This window comes from Paractinoplanes pyxinae, assembly GCF_026626335.1.
Taxonomy (GTDB): Bacteria; Actinomycetota; Actinomycetes; order Mycobacteriales; family Micromonosporaceae; genus Actinoplanes; species Actinoplanes pyxinae.
Genome location: NZ_JAPNTZ010000022.1, coordinates 11,499 through 28,621 on the forward strand (window position 1 = coordinate 11,499; position 17,123 = coordinate 28,621).

General features: G+C 70.7%; 17 protein-coding genes. 3 read left to right on the plus strand and 14 right to left on the minus strand.

Annotated features, from left to right (window positions below; genetic code table 11):
- The first annotated feature begins 85 nt into the window (after positions 1-85).
- The 3 genes from flhA to OWR29_RS42855 are packed head-to-tail and all read left to right on the plus strand — an operon-like array spanning position 86 to position 4,009.
- Entirely contained in the window at positions 86-2,140 is a 2,055-nt protein-coding gene (gene flhA / locus OWR29_RS42845; RefSeq protein ID WP_267569374.1) for a flagellar biosynthesis protein FlhA, read from the plus strand.
- The gene (locus OWR29_RS42850; protein WP_267569375.1) at positions 2,118-3,770 is read left to right on the plus strand and encodes a hypothetical protein; all 1,653 of its coding nucleotides are present in this window, start codon (positions 2,118-2,120) and stop codon (positions 3,768-3,770) included. The genes flhA and OWR29_RS42850 overlap by 23 nt, the downstream gene beginning before the upstream one ends.
- A complete protein-coding gene (locus OWR29_RS42855; RefSeq protein ID WP_267569376.1) occupies positions 3,767-4,009 on the plus strand; it encodes a hypothetical protein in 243 nt (80 codons plus the stop codon). The genes OWR29_RS42850 and OWR29_RS42855 overlap by 4 nt, the downstream gene beginning before the upstream one ends.
- Before the next feature lie 65 nt (positions 4,010-4,074).
- Here OWR29_RS42855 and OWR29_RS42860 read toward each other — a convergent pair whose 3' ends face one another.
- The 14 genes from OWR29_RS42860 to OWR29_RS42925 all read right to left on the minus strand — a co-directional run bounded on the left by OWR29_RS42860 (position 4,075) and on the right by OWR29_RS42925 (position 17,012).
- Positions 4,075-5,829, minus strand: a complete 1,755-nt coding sequence (locus tag OWR29_RS42860; protein WP_267569377.1) for a flagellar hook-length control protein FliK — start codon at positions 5,827-5,829, stop codon at positions 4,075-4,077.
- 38 nt (positions 5,830-5,867) lie between these two features.
- On the minus strand, positions 5,868-6,875 hold the full coding sequence (locus OWR29_RS42865) for a transglycosylase SLT domain-containing protein (protein WP_267569378.1): 1,008 nt from the start codon (positions 6,873-6,875) through the stop codon (positions 5,868-5,870).
- Entirely contained in the window at positions 6,872-7,285 is a 414-nt protein-coding gene (locus OWR29_RS42870) for a flagellar FliJ family protein (RefSeq protein ID WP_267569379.1), read from the minus strand. The genes OWR29_RS42865 and OWR29_RS42870 overlap by 4 nt, the downstream gene beginning before the upstream one ends.
- Positions 7,286-7,523: 238 nt before the next feature.
- A complete protein-coding gene (locus OWR29_RS42875) occupies positions 7,524-8,831 on the minus strand; it encodes a FliI/YscN family ATPase (RefSeq protein WP_267569380.1) in 1,308 nt (435 codons plus the stop codon).
- Positions 8,832-8,847: 16 nt separating this feature from the next.
- Entirely contained in the window at positions 8,848-9,528 is a 681-nt protein-coding gene (locus OWR29_RS42880; protein ID WP_267569381.1) for a FliH/SctL family protein, read from the minus strand.
- A complete protein-coding gene (gene fliG, locus OWR29_RS42885) occupies positions 9,512-10,537 on the minus strand; it encodes a flagellar motor switch protein FliG (RefSeq protein WP_267569383.1) in 1,026 nt (341 codons plus the stop codon). The genes OWR29_RS42880 and fliG overlap by 17 nt, the downstream gene beginning before the upstream one ends.
- A 69-nt stretch (positions 10,538-10,606) precedes the next feature.
- On the minus strand, positions 10,607-12,220 hold the full coding sequence (gene fliF / locus OWR29_RS42890; protein WP_267569384.1) for a flagellar basal-body MS-ring/collar protein FliF: 1,614 nt from the start codon (positions 12,218-12,220) through the stop codon (positions 10,607-10,609).
- A 1-nt stretch (position 12,221) separates the two neighbouring features.
- Complete coding sequence (gene fliE / locus OWR29_RS42895; RefSeq protein WP_267569385.1) at positions 12,222-12,566, minus strand: flagellar hook-basal body complex protein FliE; 345 nt, start codon at positions 12,564-12,566, stop codon at positions 12,222-12,224.
- Positions 12,567-12,574: 8 nt separating this feature from the next.
- On the minus strand, positions 12,575-12,967 hold the full coding sequence (locus OWR29_RS42900; protein ID WP_267569386.1) for a flagellar basal body rod protein FlgC: 393 nt from the start codon (positions 12,965-12,967) through the stop codon (positions 12,575-12,577).
- Between the two features lie 2 nt (positions 12,968-12,969).
- Positions 12,970-13,317: a flagellar basal body rod protein FlgB gene (locus tag OWR29_RS42905; RefSeq protein WP_253238693.1), complete on the minus strand. Its 348-nt coding sequence runs from the start codon at positions 13,315-13,317 to the stop codon at positions 12,970-12,972.
- A 179-nt stretch (positions 13,318-13,496) separates the two neighbouring features.
- Entirely contained in the window at positions 13,497-13,817 is a 321-nt protein-coding gene (locus tag OWR29_RS42910; RefSeq protein WP_267569388.1) for a hypothetical protein, read from the minus strand.
- Positions 13,818-13,851: 34 nt separating this feature from the next.
- Positions 13,852-14,238, minus strand: coding sequence for a flagellar export chaperone FliS (fliS, locus tag OWR29_RS42915; RefSeq protein WP_267569389.1), 387 nt, complete (start codon positions 14,236-14,238; stop codon positions 13,852-13,854).
- Positions 14,239-14,284: 46 nt separating this feature from the next.
- On the minus strand, positions 14,285-15,676 hold the full coding sequence (gene fliD / locus OWR29_RS42920; protein WP_267569391.1) for a flagellar filament capping protein FliD: 1,392 nt from the start codon (positions 15,674-15,676) through the stop codon (positions 14,285-14,287).
- A 112-nt stretch (positions 15,677-15,788) separates the two neighbouring features.
- Positions 15,789-17,012, minus strand: coding sequence for a flagellin N-terminal helical domain-containing protein (locus OWR29_RS42925; RefSeq protein ID WP_267569392.1), 1,224 nt, complete (start codon positions 17,010-17,012; stop codon positions 15,789-15,791).
- Positions 17,013-17,123 lie beyond the last annotated feature (111 nt).

Below are 17,123 nucleotides of genomic sequence, written 5' to 3' on the forward strand. Positions count from 1 at the left end.
AAGGCGACGGATCGCCGAACAGAGAAACGCCAGGACGGCTACGACCGCGCAGGGATGGCTCCAACGTCCACTCCTGGAAGGTGCCGTGAAGAACCGCAACATCAGCAAACTTGCCGTACCCGTCGGGGTCATCGGCATCATCCTCATGATGGTCGTGCCGATGCCGACCTTCCTGCTGGACACGCTGATCGCGCTCAACATCACCGCGGCCTTGCTGATCCTGCTGACCAGCATGTTCGTCCAGAAACCGCTCGACTTCGCCGTCTTCCCGGCCCTGCTGCTGGTGGCCACCCTGTTCCGGCTGGCCCTCAACATCAGCGCGACCCGGCTGGTGCTGCGCGACGGCGATGCCGGCAAGGTCATTCACGCGTTCGGCAGCTTCGTCGTCGGTGGCAACCTGGTCATCGGTCTGGTCATCTTCCTGATCCTGGTCATCGTCCAGATGGTCGTGGTCACCAAGGGCGCCGAGCGGGTGGCCGAGGTCGGCGCCCGGTTCACCCTCGACGCCATGCCCGGCAAGCAGATGGCCATCGACGCCGACCTCAACGCCGGCCTGATCGACGAGGAACAGGCCAAGAAGCGGCGGGCCGAGGTCGGCGCCGAGGCCGAGTTCTACGGCGCGATGGACGGTGGCTCGAAGTTCGTCAAGGGCGACGCCATCGCGGCCGTCATCATCACGCTGATCAACCTGGTCGGCGGCTTCGCCATCGGCGTCGCCCAGCAGGGCATGGCGGCCGGCGACGCGATGAACCACTACAGCCTGCTGAGCATCGGCGACGGCCTGGTCTCGCAGATCCCCGCCCTGCTGCTGTCGGTGGCCACCGGTCTGATCGTGACCCGCTCGGCCACCTCGGGCGACATGGGATCGACGGTCACCGCCCAGCTCAGCCAGAACAAGCTCGCGCTGCGCATCGCCGGCGGCGCCGCCCTCGCCCTGTGCGTGATCCCCGGCCTGCCCAAGGTGCCCTTCCTGGTCGTCGGCGTGGCCGTCCTGGTGGCGGCTCAGCGGATCAAGGACCCGGTGCCCGAGGCCGAAGCCGCCGCCGCGGCCGCCGCGTCCGAAGAGGTCGACATGCCGCCGCCCGACTCGCCCGAGCAGCTGCTCGGCGAGATGCGGGTCGACCCCCTGGAGCTCGCGCTCTCGCCCGACCTGGTCGACCTGGTCGACGCCAGCAGCGGCGACCTGCTCGACCGGGTACGCGCGCTGCGCCGCAAGATGGCCATGGAGCTCGGCGTGATCATGCCGCCGGTGCGCACCCGGGACGACCTGGACCTGCCCCTCTCGTCGTACGCGATCCGGATCTCCGGGGTCGACGCCGGCACCGGCGAGGCCCCGCCCGGCACGGTGCTGGCCATCGGCGACGGCCTGCAGGGGCTGCCCGGCAAGGCGGGCGTCGAGCCGGTCTTCGGCCTGCCCGGCAAGTGGGTGCCGGCCGAGCTGCACTATCAGGCCGAACTCTCCGGGGCCACGGTGGTCGACCGGGCCAGCGTGATCATCACGCACCTGGCCGAGGTGGTGCGCACCAACGCCAGCCGCCTGCTCGGCCGCGAGGACGTGCGCGCGCTGACCGAGATGGTCAAGCGGACCCACCCCGTCGTCGTCGAGGAGCTCACCCCCGCGGTGCTCAGCCTCGGCCAGATCCAGAAGGTCCTCCAGGCGCTGCTCGACGAGGGCGTGCCGGTGCGGGACCTGGTGCGCATCTTCGAAGCGCTCTCTTTGCGAGCCAAGGTCACCATCGACCAGGACAGCCTGGTCGAGGCGGCCCGCGCGGCACTGGGGCCCGCCATCGCGGCCCAGTACACGACCGCCGGCCGGCTCACGGTGATCACGCTCGACCCCATGCTCGAGCAGCAACTGCTCGAATCTCTGCGGCCCAGCGAGACGGGTGCCTTCATGGCGATCGACGGCATGCGTGCCGAGTCGATCGTCAGCGAGACCGCCCGGCTCACCGAGACCGCGGAACAGCAGGGCCTGGCCCCAGTGCTGGCCTGCTCGCCACAGCTGCGGCTGCCACTGATGCGACTACTGCGCGCCGGGTCGCGCCGGGTGCAAGTGCTGTCGTACGGCGAAATCTCTGGTTCCACAGCACAGATCGAAACGATTGGGGTGGTGAACGGTGCCTACGCGGGTGCTGCTTGAGGGGCCGGCCATCGAGCCGTTGCTGGCTCAGGTACGCGATGAGTACGGCTCCCGTGTCCGGATCATCTCTGCCGACAAGGTCCGCAGTGGCGGGGTCGGTGGCTTCTTCGCGAAACAGCATTACGAGCTGTCCGTGGAGGTTCCGGACCCGAACGAGGACAGGAGTGACATGGCACAGCGCACGAAGACGGCCGACAACGGTCAGCACAGCCTGGAACGGCTCCTGGAGCGGGCCGAGTCGCAGGACCGGATGGAGGAGCCGAGCCGGGGGACCGCGCGTCCCTTCGGCACGTCCTCGCCGCGGTCGGTGACGCCGGCGACGTTCGGCATCTCACGGCCGGCCGAGACGCCGGCCCGTCCGGCGGCCGAGAACAACTTCGGGGCCGACGAGGGCCGCAGCGCGGCGCTGGGCGACACCGGGGCCGCCTTCGCCGAGCTGATGGCCGGTCTGGACGCGGGCAACACGGCCGACCGCTTCGCGTCGCGGCCCAAGCCGGCGCCGCGGGAGGACACCCCGACCGTACGGCCGTTCCGCCCGGCCGCCGCCAGCGAGTCGCCGGTCAACGCCACTCCGCGGATGCCGGCCGCGCCACCGCCGTCGGTGGCCCCACAGTCGCCGCCGCCGTTCGTCGCGGCCGCACCGGTCATCACGCCGCCGCCGACGATCGTCCCGCCGACTCCCGCGCCGGAGCCGATGGCCGCGCCGGCGATGATCGCGCCGACGTCACCCGCGCCGACCTCGCCCGCGCCCAGCCTGGCCGAGCGGATCGGCGGGCTGGCGGCCAGCGAGGTCGAGGTGGACCCGGTGCCGCCGGCCCCTGAGCCCGAGCCGGTCGCCGAGACGTACGGGTTCCGGCAGGCCGCGCCCGTTTCGGCGGTCCCGGCTCCCACGCCGGCTCCGGCCGTGCAGCCCGAGCCGGCCGTGGCCGACAACGAGCCGGTCGTCCGCAATCTCATGTCGGTCGGCATGCCCGAGTCGATGGCCCGGCAGATCACCGGCAGCGACACGTACGCCGGTGTGCTGAGCGTGCTGGCCGCCCGGCCCGCCGCGGCGGGCATCCCGGACGGCCCGGGCGAGATCCTGGTGCTGGCGGGCGACATCAACCTGGGTGTCACCATCGGCCGCCAGCTGCTCGACGAGATCGGGGTGCCGGAGAATCACCTGCTGCTGGCCGCCCAGTCGACGGCCGGAACCGGGCTGCACTCGTCCCGGCTGATCAGCACCCCGGACGCCGCCGAGCAGCGGGCCGAGAAGCTGCACAGCGCCGAGGAGCCGTGGGTCGTGGTGCTGGAGGCCCCGGTCGGCGGCACCGACCCGATCTGGATCAACGAGATGTGCGATGCGATCGGCGCCACCGCGGTCTGGGCCGTCGTCGACGCCACCCGCAAGACCGCCGACACGGCCCGCCACCTGCGGTCGCTCGGTGAGGTCGAGTCGCTGGTGGTGCACGGCGTCGAGCTCACCGCCGACCCGGGCTCGGTCCTCGGTCTCGACCTGCCGATCCACTCGCTGGACGGCAAGCCGGCCACCCCGCACGCCTGGGCCGCCATGCTCTGCGCGCGGATCGCCTCCGACGTCATGCCGGTGGCCGCGGCTCCGCGGCGGGTCACCCGCTCGGTCCGGCCGTGATCCGTCCGTCGGTCCTGCTGTTCGCGCTCCTGATGAGCGCGCCGGCGCTGTATCGCTACGTTCTCGACGAGGTCGACATCACCGAGGTGCTGATCCGGTTCGTGATCGCGGTGCCGATCGCCGCTCTGCTGCTGGCAGGGCTGCGGTTCGTCACGGCGGGTTACGGCCGGCCGGAGGGGAAGCCGGAAGGCACACCAGTGACACCGAGTCCGATGGACGAGCCGGGCAAGCCGGCCTGACGGACACGTACGAAGAGGGGTGATCGCGTGAGCGATCACCCCTCTCGGCGTTGTGGCGGAGCGTGCTAGGCGGTGGTGTCCAGGCGGCCCGAACCCGGCGCGGCCGGTCGGATGGTCGGGACGGTGAGCTCGGCCGGCGCGGCCGGTCCGGCGTCGCGGCGTCCGCCGCCGGGGAAACCGGCCGCCGAGAACTGCTGGCGGGCCTGCTCCTGCTGCGCGTTGCCCTGGCGCAGGTCGAGCGAGGTGTTGCCGAAGCCGGCCTCGTCGAGCTGGCGCCGCAGATCGTCGAGCGCGTTGCGCAGCGCGTCGTGGCCGGCGTCGGTGCTGCCGGTCAGCTGCACGTTGATGTCGCCGTTGCGGATCTCGGCCACCACCTGCACCGGACCCAGGTCGACCGGGTGCAGGTGCACGGTCAGGCGGTGGATGCCGTCAGCGTCCAGCTTCAGCGGCACGATCCGCATCGCCAGCTGGGCGGCGGGCGGCGAGAACGGCTGCGCAGCCGGCGCCGGAGCCTGGGCGCCCGCCGCGGGTGCGGCCGGAGCGGCCGCCTGCGGTCCGGTCACACCGGCCAGGCCGGCCTGGCCGAGCGCGCTGGTGGCCGCGCCGTCGGGCGCCACGCCGGGCGCGGCAACCGGGTTGACCGGGTTCGCCGTGACCGGGCCGGCCGTGGCGTCGGGCGCAGCCTGGTCGGGCGCCGGTGCGGGCTGGGGCGTCGCCGCGTCGGGCGGTGCGGGCGTTCCCGCGTCGGCCGGGGCGGGAGCGGTGGGTGCGGTGGCGGTCGTGGCATCGGTGGGCGGCGCGAGGCCGGCCGGCCGGGGTCCGGCCACCACGGGATCGCCGGGAGTGGCCGGTGCGATGAGAGCGGAGGCAGCGTCGGCCGCCGCGGCCGGCCCGGCCGGAGTCGCGGTGCCGGTCGGGTCGGTGCCGACCGCCTCTCGGGGCGCGGCGGCCGCGTTGCTCTGCGCCAGCTGGGCGGCCAGAGCCGGTGGCAGGGGCGTGCCGCCCGTCGGCGTCGCGCCGGTGGCGTTCGGGGCGCCGTCGGGCGGAGCGTCGGCGGCGGTGGGCGTGCTGGTTCCCGGTACGCCGGGTGCGGGTGGGCCGCCGGCCAGGGAAACCCCGCCGACGGGCTGATTGCCGGGCTTGGCCGCCGTCGGCGCGGCGGCATCGGCCGGTGCCGGCTGCGGGGTCGTGGCCGGCTGGACTGCCCCGGCCAGGGCCGCGGTGGTCACCGGGGTGCCGGTGGCCTGGGCTTCCACCGTCTTCGCGCCCTCGTCGGCCGGGCCGGCTTCGCCTTCGCCCTCGGTCGGCGCCGGGCGGGTGTGGTCGTCGTTTCCCGTGCGCTCGGTGCCGGCGCGATCGGCCCGGTCGGCTCGGTCGGCCCGATCGGCGCGGCGGTGGCCGGCCCGGTCCGTGCGCGACCGGTCGTTGTCGGCGCGACCGGTGGTCTCGCGGTCGCCGGTACGGTCGTCGGCCCGGTCGGCGTCGGCCCGGCGCTGGTCGGCCCGGTCGGCGGCGTTGGCGGCCCGGTCGGCGGCGGCCCGGTTCGCCGCGTCCCGCTGAAGAGCGCTGCGTCCGGCCGTGTCGGCCCGGCGGTCGGCCGCCCGGTCGGCCGTCCGCTGCTCGGCCGCCTGGTCGTTGGCCCGGTCGGCGGAGCGCTGGCCGGCCGCACGGTCCGCCGTACGCCGGTCGTCGTTGCGGGCCTGCTCGGCCGAGAGCGCGGAGCCGAACTCCTCCGCGCCCTCGCCCTTCTTGGCGGGGCGCCGGCCGACATCGGACACCGACGCGCGATCGGCCCCGCTCACGGAATTCGGCATTCTCATGCGGATCTCCTGCTCAGCTCTTCCTCAACGGTGCCCGGTCAGCCGCCCAGCGCGGCCAGGGCCTTCTGGACCTTCGGGACGTACGCCTGGGTCTCCGAGAACGGCGGGATGCCGCCGTACCGGTGCACCGCGCCGCCGCCCGCGTTGTACGCGGCCAGGGCCAGCGGCAGCGACTTGAACTCGCGCAGGTTGCGAGCCAGCAGCTTGGCGCCGCCGTTGATGGCCTGCTCGGGGTCGAAGGAGTTCTTCACGCCGAGGCCGCGGGCGGTCGACGGCATCAGCTGCATCAGGCCCTGAGCGCCGGCCTTGCTGACGGCCTGTGGGTCGTACCCGGACTCGACCTTGGCCACCGCGGCGAGCAGCTTGGGCGAGACGCCGTACCGGTTGCCCGCCTTGACGAACAGGTCGCCGTAGGGCACGCCGGCCAGCGAGGCGCTGCCCTGCAGGCTGGCCGGACGCACGGCCGCGACGCCGTTCGGGCCGGCCGCGGCGGAGAAGTCGGAGACGACGCGGCGGATGTGCGTCGGCTTCTCGTACACGCTCTGGATCTTGACGTGGTCGCCCGGCTTGGGGGCCGCGATCATCTTGTTGTCGCCGACGTAGATGGCCACGTGGTCGACGGGGGAGTCGAAGGCCAGGATGTCGCCCGGCTTGGCCTGGGCCAGGTTGGCCACCGGCTCGCCTGCCTTGGCCTGCTGGTGCGACAGCCGCGGCAACTTGATGCCCAGATCGGAGTAGGCCCGCTGGACCAGCGACGAGCAGTCGAGGCCGCGGTCCGGGTCGGTGCTGCCGAAGACGTACGGGGTGCCGAGGTACTTCTTGGCCGCGTCGACCACGTTCTGACCGGTGGCCTGGCTGTTCAGCCGCATCGCGGGCACGCCCTGACCGGTGGCGCCGGCCAGGGCCGAGGCGAAGGTCGAGCCGCCGGCGCCGGCCGCTCCCGTGGTGGCGGTGCCGGTGGTGCCCGGCGCGGGGTTGACCGGGGTGAGTCCGAGGTGCCCTTGCAACTCCTGGATGCGGTTGAGCACCCCGGAAACACCCATCATTCGGTGGCTCCCCGGGCCGCGTTGCGGGCCTTCATGGTCATCGCCAGCTCGTCCAGGTTGGCCTGGTCCTTGCGCAGGTCGTTGGCCCGCACCATCTCGGCGTGCCGCTCGGCCATCATCTCGACCGCGCGGCGGCGCTTGGCCGCGTCGGCCAGCACGGCCATCCGCTCGCGCTCGACCTCCTCGGCCTCGGTGACCATCTTCTGCGCGCTCATCAGGGCGCCGGCCAGCGACTGGCGGGCGACCAGCGAGGCGACCATGGCCCGGGCCGTGCCCTCGGTCGGAGCTTCTGAGCCGACGAGGTCGAGCTGCTTGCGGCGTACGAGGGCCTGGGCGTCCCGGATCTCCGCGCGCGACTGGATCACGGCGCCCTTGGCCGCGTCCTCCTGGGCCTTACGAGCACGAAGCACTGGCGAAAGTCGAAAGAACCGGTTCACGGTCAGCCTCCTAGCGCGGCAACGGGCGGCCCTCAGTAATCCGGTCGGCCCCGCAACCCGTTCGCTGAGTGCTTGCAACCGACCCGCAACTGAGCGCGGCCGAGGCGTTTTTCCACAGTTCCGGGTTGTCCACAGGCCAGCGACGTGATCAAGCCCAACACGACGAAAATGACCAGCGGGGGCTTCCCCCTTGGGAGGGTGGGCTTTCGATCTAGGCGGCGGCCACCAGTGCGTGCAGCTGGGCCCAGGCCTCGTCGGCCGTGACGCGCTCGTCGAGGCCCTGGCGCAGGAAAGCGTTGATGTGCGACCACACCGCCGTGGCGCGGTCGGCGTCCGGGTTGGTGCCGGGCACGTAGGCGCCGATCTCGACGAGCTCGCGAACGTCCCGGTGGGCGGCCATCAGCCGGCGCAGTTCGGTGGCGTCGGACCGCTGCTGCGGGGTCGTGATCTTGTTGGCCACCCGGGAGATCGAGTCGAGGGACTGGATCGCCGGGAAGTGCCCGGCGGTGGCCAGTTTGCGGTCCAGCACGATGTGCCCGTCCAGGATCGACCGGGCCGCGTCGGCGATCGGCTCGTTGTGGTCGTCGCCCTCGACCAGCACGGTGTACAGCCCGGTGATGCTGCCGCGCGCGCCCGGCCCGGCCCGTTCCAGCAGCGAGGCGAGCATGGCGAAGACCGACGGCGGGTATCCGCGGGTGGCCGGCGGCTCGCCGACCGACAGGCCCACCTCACGCTGGGCCATCGCGGCCCGGGTCACGCTGTCCATCATCAGCAGCACGTCGGCGCCCTCGTCGCGGTAGTACTCGGCGATGCGGGTGGCCACCGCACCGGCCCGGAGCCGCACCAGTGGCGGAGTGTCCGAGGTGGCGATCACCAGCACCGAACGGGCCAGACCCTCCGGCCCGAGGTCGTGCTCGATGAACTCGCGTACCTCACGGCCGCGCTCACCGACCAGGGCGACCACGTTCAGTTCGGCGGCGGTGCCCCGGGTGATCTGGCTCATCAGGGTCGACTTGCCGACGCCGGAGCCGGCGAAGATGCCGATCCGCTGGCCCTTGCCGCACGGGACGAGGGTGTCCAGGACCCGTACCCCCAGCGACATCTGGGCGCCGACCAACTGCCGTTCCATCGCCGACGGCGGCGCCGCGTCGATGCTGACCAGGTGTCCCTGCAGCGGCGGCCCGCCGTCCATCGGCCGGCCCAGCCCGTCCAGGATGCGCCCCTGCAGGTCGGGGCCGACCGCGACGCGCAGCGGGCCGCCCGTGCTGACCACCGGGGTGCCCGCGCCCAGACCGGCGATCGGGCCCAGCGGCAGGCAGGACAGCTTGTCGCCGTCGATCGCGGCCACCTCGGCGTAGATCGCCTCGGAACCCTCGCCCATCTGCACCAGGTCGCCCACCCGGGCGTCGACCCCGCTGACGGTCACCCGCAGACCGACCGCGCCGGTCACCTTGCCCCGGGTGAGCGGGCGCGCCGCTTCGATCGCCGCCGACATGCGGTGGCGGAACACGTCAGTCATTGTGCGACCCCTCTGTTCACAGCAGGCGCAGTGCCTCGCGGGCGCGGGCCGTGGCGGCGGCGATGGTGGCGTCCACCGTCGCCATGCCGGTCTCGGCCACCGCGTCGCCGGGCCGCAGCGTGCCGTCCGGGCGCAGGCGGACCCGGCGTCCCTCGTACTCGAAATCGGTCTCGCCGGCCTCGCCGACCAGCGTGTGGTAGTCGTCCGGGTGCAGGCTGACGAGCAGGTCGCCGGCCTCGGGAGTGGCCGCCATGGCCCGGCGCAGCGCGGCCACCGTACGGCCCTGCGGGTCGTCCAGGCTGCGCCCGACGATCGCCTCGGCCAGCTCGAAGGCGTGCGCGAGCAGCACCTCCTGCAGTTCGGCGAAGGTGGGCATGAGCTGGTTCTCGTGCTCGGTCACGGCCCGGCCGAGCGCGTTGACGGCTTGGGCCAGCGCGGTCGCCCGGCGCTGGTCGTGGGCCTGTTCGGCGGCGGCCGCCCGGGCTTGCGCGTTCTGTGCGGCCGCGGCCGCCTCGCGCTGGCCCTGAGCCCAGCCCTCGGCGTAGCCCGCGGTCCGGGCCTGCTGCCGGGCCCGGTCGAGCGAGTCGCCGTCGGTGGGCAGGCCGGTGCGCAGGTCGACGCCGAACCGGGCGGTGGTGGCCGACTCGGCCACGGTGCCCCGCAGGACGGGGCTGGTGCTCTCAGGCGATGAGCTCATCGGCCTCGCCACCGCGCTGGACCTCGATCTGACCCGAGTCCTCGAGCGAGCGGATCACCGAGACGATCTTGGCCTGGGCCTCCTCGACCATCTTGACCTTGACCGGGCCGAGCAGGTCGATCTCCTCGAGCAGGTTCTCGCGGCCGCGCTCGGAGAGGTTCTTGGTGACCTTGTCGCGGACCGGATCGGGCACGCCCTTGAGCGCGGTGGCCAGGTCGGCCGGCTCCACCTGGCGCAGCACCAGCTGGATGGCGCGGTCCTCGAGGTTGATGATGTCCTCGAACATGAACATGCGGCGCCGGATCTCCTCGGCCAGCTCAGGGCTGCGGGCGTCCAGAGCCTCCAGGATGAGCCGTTCGGTCGTCCGGTCGGCGCGGTTGATGATGTCGACCAGCGGCCCCAGACCACCGACGGTGGAGAGCTCGTCGGGCTGGAGCACTGTCGACAGCTTGCGCTGCAACGCCTGCTCGACCTGACGGATCACCTCGGGCGAGGTGCGGTCCATCACCGCGATGCGATGGGCGACGTCGGTCTGCACCTCGATCGGCAGCCCGGCCAGGATCGACGAGGCGAGGGCGGAGGGGATGTGCGCGAGCACCAGCGCGATCGTCTGCGGGTGCTCGTACTGCACGTACGACAGCAGCTGCCGGGGGTCGGCGTGGCTGAGGAAGTTGAACGGGATGTCGTTCATCGACGCTTCGAGGCGGTCGAGTATCAGCGCGGCGCGATCCTTGCCGAGCGACGCCTCGAGCAGCTCCCGGGCGTAGTCCATGCCCCCCGAGCCCGCATAGCGGGTGGTGGCCATGGCGTAGAACTCGTCCATCACGTCGTCGACCTGGGTCGGTTCCAGCTTGCCGAGCCGGGCGATCTCGGCCGAGATCATCTCGACTTCCTTCTCCGACATCTGCGACATGATGTGGGCGGACTGTTCCTTGCCGAACTGGACGAGCATGATGGCGGCCTTGCGCACGCCCGTCATCGACATGGTGGTGAGCGCCGGTTGTGTCAACGCGTACTCCTCGAACCGTCAGCGGGATACAACCAGGGCGGCCGGCCGCAGCCGGCCGCCACGAAAGGGTCAGCGCGTCGTGTCGGCGGCCAGCCAGCCGCGCAGTAGCACCGCCATCTCCTCCGGTTGATCCTTGACCATCTGGTCGATCTCGCGCTGGCGTTCCTCGCGAGCCTGCACGTTCGTGTCGTCCATGGCCATTCCGGCCTCCAGCATCTGGGCGGGAATCGCCTGGTTGAGCTCGGCCAGCCGCTGGGCCTCGAGGGCGGCCTGCATGTCCTCGAGGTGCTTGCGCTCCTCGGGGGTCAGGCCCCGGCGCTTCTTGCTCTTCCGGCTGAACCGCCAGGCCAGGAACATCAGCAGAAGCACGAGCCCGCCGAGGGCGCCGGTCTTGATCAGCGACATCTGCTTGGCCTGCGTGGCGGCGGCCGAGGAGGCGCTCAGGGCCTCCTGCGCGGCCTTGGCGGCGCTCTGGTCGAACGGCATGGCCGAGACCGCGATCGTGTCGCCGCGGGTGGCGTCGATGCCGGCCGCGGCGGTGACGAGCTGCTGCACCTGGGCCGGGTCGACGGTGCCGGCCACCGTGCTGTTCAGCAGCACGGCCACGTTGAGCCGCTTGATGCCGCCGGGCGCGTTCTTGCGGGTCTCGTTGATCTCGTTCAGCGCGTTGTTGCGGACGCTCGAGCTGTTCTCGTACTGGCCGGGCCCGTTGCTGGGGCCGGCCGGACCGGCGATGTTGTCGGGGCCGAGCACGCCGCCGGCGGAGCTCCCGTCGGCGTTGTAGGCCTCCCGGGTGTTGCTCTCGGAGAGGGCGGGCACCGACGGATCCGCGTTGTAGGTGCGGCTCTGCGTCTGGGTCTGGTCGAAGTCGAGGACGGCGTTGGTCGTCACCACGGCGTTCCCGGGACCGACCAGGCTCTCGACGATCTTCTGCAGCGAGGAGTTCATCCGGTTCTGGAAGCCGACGGTCTGCGCTTCCGTCCCGCTGTCCCCGCCCGTTCCGATGGCCGCACCACCACCGGTCGAGAGGATCCGGCCGTCGGCGCCGGCCACGGTGATCTGGGTCGGGTCGAGGCCTTCGACGCTCGACGCGACGAGGTGCACGATGGCCTGCACCTGGTCGCCGCTCAAGGGCTGGGTCGAGCTCGAGGCCACCAGCACCGAGGCGGTCGGCTTGTCCTGCTCGTCGGCGAAGACGTCCTTCTTGGGGATCACGAGGTGCACGGTGGCCGCCTCGACCCCCTCGATCGACTTGATCGTGGTGGAGAGCTCGCCCTCGAGCGCGCGCTGGTAGTTCGTCTGCTGCATGAAGTCGCTGGTGGTGATGCCCTGCTGGTCTAGCAGCGCGTAACCGGTGCCGGCGTCGCCGGGCAGCCCTTCGCTGCTCAGCGACAGCCGCAGTTCGTTCACCTGGTCCTGCGGCACCAGCACGGTCTGGCCGTCGTTGGCCAGCTCGTAGCTGGTGCCGCTCTTCTTGAGCGATTCGACGATGGCGCTGGCGTCCTTCGACGACAGGTTGTTGAACAGGATCGAGTAGGACGGCTTGGACGCCCACGTGGCGAAGAAGTAAGCGCCGATGACGAGGGCGACTACCGCCGCGATCGTGACGGCCTTCTGTCCCGGTGTGAAGGACCGGAACGTGTCCGTGACGCGGCGAACCGGAGCGGGAAGGCGGTCGGTCATCTCAGGCCTGCATCCTCATGATTTCCTGGAACGCTTCCACGGCCTTGTTGCGGACGGCGAGCGTCATCTGCAGGCCGAGCTGGGCTTCGTTGGCTGCCATGGTGTACTGCGCCGGGTCCTGCAGCGTGCCCTGCGCGACCTGGACGGCGAGGTCGTCCGCCTTGGCCTGCGAGGCCTGCACGCTTTCCAGACCGCGTGAGAGCATGCTGGCGAAGCTCTCGTGCTCGCCCTGGGCCGCAGTGACCTTCTCGCCGCCGGTGAGGGCGCCGGCGCCGCCGATGCCGCTGACCGCGTCCAGTCCGGGAACCGCGGAGAATCCACTGATGGCACTGATCGGGGAAGTCATCGCCTACCTCACTTTCCGAGGTTGATCGCGGCCGTGTAGGAGTCCTTGGCCCGGTCCACCACGGCCAGGTTGGCCTGGTAGGCACGCTGGGCCATCATCATCTGGGCCATCTGCGAGCTGAGGTCGATGTCGGCCTTGCGCACGTAGCCCTGGCTGTCAGCGAGCGGGTTGTCCGGCTCGTGCACCAGCACACCCTCGGCGCTGCCGAACGCCACGCCGCCGACCTGGGCGCCGTTGCCGTCCTGGGCCTCCTGGGCGAGCACGTAGCGGGCCTGGAAAGCCTTCTCGGACGTACGCACGGTGTTGTCCATGTTGGCGATGTTGTCCGAGACGGCGTCCAGCCATTTGCGATACACGGTCACGCCGGTGCCGGCCACGCCGATAGCGTTGAAAGTGCTCATGCTCAGGCTCCCTTGATCGCGTCGCGCAGCATCGAGTACTTGGTGTCCATCGCCCGCAGGGTGAGCTGATAGCGCATCGTGGTGTCGATGTGGGAGAGCGTCTCTTCGTCGAGGTTGACGTTGTTGCCGTTGAGTCGCGTGGGCTCCAGCGACGACCGGGTCTGCGGTGCGACCCCCAGCGGCGACATGCCCTTGGCCACGGCGCCGCGCAACGCCTCTTCGAATTCGACCTTACGGGCCCGGTAGCCGGGGGTCTCGATGTTCGCGATGTTGTTGGCGATGGCCGTCTGCCGCTGCGCCAGGCCGGTGGCCGCGACGCGCAGGGAAGCTGAGGAGACGTCGTCGAACACAGCAGCTCCTTGTGTCGTTCCAAGGTGCCGATCCGTGGCAGTCCGGTGAGCGTTCCGTCGCTCGTACCATGCAGTTCGGCGTGTTCGGTGATCCGCTGAGTGTCAGACGGTTGCCAGCCGGTTGCACGAAAAGGTCCCGGAACCCCACAGAGGGGATTCCGGGACCATGTGGCCGTCCGTTACATGGCCCGGTCGACGTACACGGGCCGTTTGACCGCTTCTCCGGTCTCGATTTTGGTGGTCATGGACATCTGCTGGCGGGTGGCGGTCATCCGGCGGGCAATCTCCTCGGCCGCCTTCAACTGCCGGGTGAGAATCTCGTCGGCCCGGGGCCGGAGCTCCAGCGGCAGCGCGCCGAGTTCGGTCGGCGGCTTCCACAGGCTGGCCGGCGGTGTCTCGGCGTGCCGGTGCTCGTCGTCGAGCATCGCCTCGATCGAGGCCACGTCGAGCTCAAGCTCGTCGAGGGCCGCGCTCCAGGCGTTCCGCCAGTCACCGCTCATGTCGCCTTCTCCGTCCGTCCCGCTCCTCCGCTCGTCAGTGAGCGACCGCCGAGGCGGCGGCCTCGCGCCAGGCGTCCCGCAGGGGCTCGACGAAACCGCGGCAGACGGCGACCCGCTCGGCGTCCTTGGCGATGTTGGCCCCGATCAGCTCGGTGATCAGGTAGCCGTACAGGTTGGCCAGCCCGGGCGCGCCCGACCAGGCCTCGACGTCCAAGCTGACCTGCAGCTCGATGAGGATCTCCTGGGCGTGCGAGATCTTCTCGTGGGCATTCTCGATCTCGCCGGCCCGGATGGCCTCCTCACCCTGCACGAGGTCGAGGACGAGGCGGTCGTACAACATCGTGAGCAGCTTGGCCGGCGAGGCAGTCTGGATCGAGTCCTGCAGGTAGCGGTTGCGGAGGTTCGGGGCGGTCACGGTCATCGGTCTCCTTGGTCAGGGCCCTGCGATGGCTGGTCGGGGCGGTGGATCAGAGGCCGGAGAGCTGGCCGGCGAGCCAGTTGGACTGGTTCTTGAGCTTGCCCAGCGAGGTCTCGAGGTCGGAGTAGGTCTTCTGCAGCGCGGTCCGCTTGGCTGCGAGCCGGATGTCCCAGCCGCTGATCTGCGTGTTGAGGCCGTCGATCTCGTTCTTGCGGCCGGTGATGACCGAGGTGATGTTGACGGTCTGGTCGCCCGCGTACTTTTCCATCTGGTCGGCGAACTCGATGCCGGCCGCCTGGATCTGCGACGGGTTCTCGTTGTAGGCGGTGGCGAACTTGGCCGAGTCGAAGGTCAGCTGGCCGGTCCGGTCCAGCGCCACACCGAACTTCGAGAGCGAGATCGAGATCTTCTCGAGGTTGGTCTTGGTGGCCGCGTCGGTCGGCTGGTTCTTGTCGTACGAGGGGTTCGTATAGGTCAGACCAAGGCTGATCTTGCTGAGCAGCGACTGCGAGATGTTGCGCACCGCGAAGTCGCCGGTCAGCGGCGAGCTCTTCTTGGTCGCCGCGTCGTACGCCGTCTGCTTGGCCACCTCGTTCAGCGTGCCGTTGGCCGCGTCCACCAGCGCCTGGATCTTGCTCGCGATGCCGCTGACGTCCTGGTCGGAGGTGACCGTGACGTCGTTCTCGAGCTTGGAGACGGTGATCGAGACACCCGGCATGAGCTTGCTGAAGGTGTTGGTGTCGCTGGTGACGGAGTAACCGCCGTTCGCGGCGTTGTCGTCGCCACCGCCGATGTCCAGCTGGGCGTTCGAGGCCGACGCCACGTTGGTCAGCGGCGAGGCGACGCCGTCGAGCCCGCTGTCGATCCGGAAGGCGTTGGCGGTGCCGGTCTTGGACCCGCTGATCTGCAGGATGTCGTTGGCGCCACCGGTGGTGACCACGGTCGCCTTGAGGCCGATGCCGGCCGCGTTGATCGCGGCGGCGACGCCCTTGGCCGACTTGTCGTCGCCCAGCGTGATCGTGTTGACCTTGTCGTTGGTGCTGCCGTCGAGCGGGCCGGTGGTGATCTGGATGGTGCCCGAGCTGATGTCGCCCGTGGTGGGCACCTTGGCCGTGGTGATCTGGTTCTTGGCCAGGCTCTTGACGTTGAACACGGTCGTGCCGGAGGCGCCGTTGGTGCCGGTCAGGGCGGTCGCCGTCACGGTGCTGGAGCTCGAGGTCGCCTTGACCGCGCGCCAGGTGCTGAGCTGACCCACGCCGTCGGCCGCGTTCTTGAGCGAGGTCAGCGCGGCGTTGACCGACTGGTAGGAGGCGACCGCGGTCTGGGCGGTGGTCACCTTCGTCTTGAGGCGGGTCTGGGGCGCGGCCTCGACCTGCATCAACGAGTTGATCATCGAGGACGTCTGAAGGCCGCTGACGAGTCCGTCTACCGAGCTGCTCACCGGAGCCTGCCTTTCACTGCTGAACGAGAGCGGGGGCAGCCGCTTTTGACGGCTACCCCCACCTATTCGGTCGCTTGCACGAGATATTCAGTTGCTGACGGTGGCAGTTCGGTTAGCGCAGCAGCGAGAGAACGTTCTGCGCCGACTGGTTGGCCTGCGACAGCATCGAGGTGCCGGCCTGGGTCAGGATCTGCGACCGGGTGAACGACACCATCTCCTGGGCCATGTCGGTGTCACGGATACGCGACTCCGACGCGGACAGGTTCTCGACGGCCACGTTCAGGTTGTTGATGGTGTGCTCGAAGCGGTTCTGCACAGCACCGAGCGTGGCGCGGCTCTCGGTGACCGACGACAGGGCCTTGTCGATCGCCTTGATGGCGGCGTCGGGGTCCTTGCTGAGGTCGAGCGACGCGGTGCCGAGCGTCTCGGAGTCGACGGCGCCGATCGAGATGCCGATCTTCTGGTTGGCGTTCGCGCCGACCTGGAATTTGCCGGTGTTGCCGCCGGTGGCCTCCTTGTTGGTGAGGTCGATCTTCGCCCCGCCCAGCACGGCGCCGGTGCCGTCGGCCACGGTGAAGTCGCCCGAGCCGGCCAGCGAGTAGGTCGTGTTGTTCTGCGCGTCGACCTTGGCCGACATGGTGAGCTCGTTGCCCTGGTAACCGGCCGCCTTGAGCGCCTTCTCGGTCGCCGAGTTCACGGCCTTGGCCAGGTCCTGAGCCGACGCGTCGGCCGGGAGGGCGCCCACGTTGACCGTGATGTCGCCACCCTTCGGAGTAGAGCCGCCCACCTTGCTGATGGTGAAGCTGAAGTCGGAGTTGGCACCGGCCGGAACGGCGGCCGCGGCGCCGCCCACGTTGGGCAGGCTGCTGGTCGCCGCGTCCGTGTACTTCGACTTCACCGTGTTGCCGAACGACCCGTCGAGCAGGTTCTGCTTGCCGAACGCGGTGCTCTTGCCGATCCGGTCGAGCTCCTGGTTCAGCTGGGCCATTTCCTTGTTGGTGGCCTCGGCGGCCGAGGAGTCGGTCGCGCCGGAGTTCGCCGCCTGCACCGACAGGTCACGCATGCGCTGCAGGATGGCGGTCGTCTCGTTGAGCGCGCCTTCAGCGGTCTGCGCGACGCTGACCCCGTCCTGCGTGTTGCGGACGGCGACCTTCAGACCGCCGACCTGCGAGCGCAGGCCCTCGGAGATGGACAGACCGGCCGCGTCGTCGGCGGCCCGGTTGATGCGGAAACCACTGGACAACTTCTCCAGCGACTTCGACATCTGGCTGTCGGTGACCGACAGGTTCCGGTAGGCGTTCTGCGCGGCGATGTTCTGATTGATGCGAAGACCCATGAGTGCTTCCTCCTTGAGGGGTCTTGGAGCGGCCCATCCATGGGGCCGTGGCTCTACGCCAGGCCGATCGGCGCGGTGCCGACGGTTCATGAGCAGTCTGCGAGATTCCCG

Coding starts and splice junctions, on each gene's coding strand:
- OWR29_RS42860 (WP_267569377.1), bottom strand. CDS start 5,829: ATGAGAATGCCGAATTCCGTGAGCGGGGCCGATCGCGCGTCGGTGTCC.
- OWR29_RS42865 (WP_267569378.1), bottom strand. CDS start 6,875: ATGATGGGTGTTTCCGGGGTGCTCAACCGCATCCAGGAGTTGCAAGGG.
- OWR29_RS42875 (WP_267569380.1), bottom strand. CDS start 8,831: ATGACTGACGTGTTCCGCCACCGCATGTCGGCGGCGATCGAAGCGGCG.
- OWR29_RS42880 (WP_267569381.1), bottom strand. CDS start 9,528: ATGAGCTCATCGCCTGAGAGCACCAGCCCCGTCCTGCGGGGCACCGTG.
- fliF (WP_267569384.1), bottom strand. CDS start 12,220: ATGACCGACCGCCTTCCCGCTCCGGTTCGCCGCGTCACGGACACGTTC.
- fliE (WP_267569385.1), bottom strand. CDS start 12,566: ATGACTTCCCCGATCAGTGCCATCAGTGGATTCTCCGCGGTTCCCGGA.
- OWR29_RS42900 (WP_267569386.1), bottom strand. CDS start 12,967: ATGAGCACTTTCAACGCTATCGGCGTGGCCGGCACCGGCGTGACCGTG.
- OWR29_RS42910 (WP_267569388.1), bottom strand. CDS start 13,817: ATGAGCGGTGACTGGCGGAACGCCTGGAGCGCGGCCCTCGACGAGCTT.
- fliS (WP_267569389.1), bottom strand. CDS start 14,238: ATGACCGTGACCGCCCCGAACCTCCGCAACCGCTACCTGCAGGACTCG.
- OWR29_RS42925 (WP_267569392.1), bottom strand. CDS start 17,012: ATGGGTCTTCGCATCAATCAGAACATCGCCGCGCAGAACGCCTACCGG.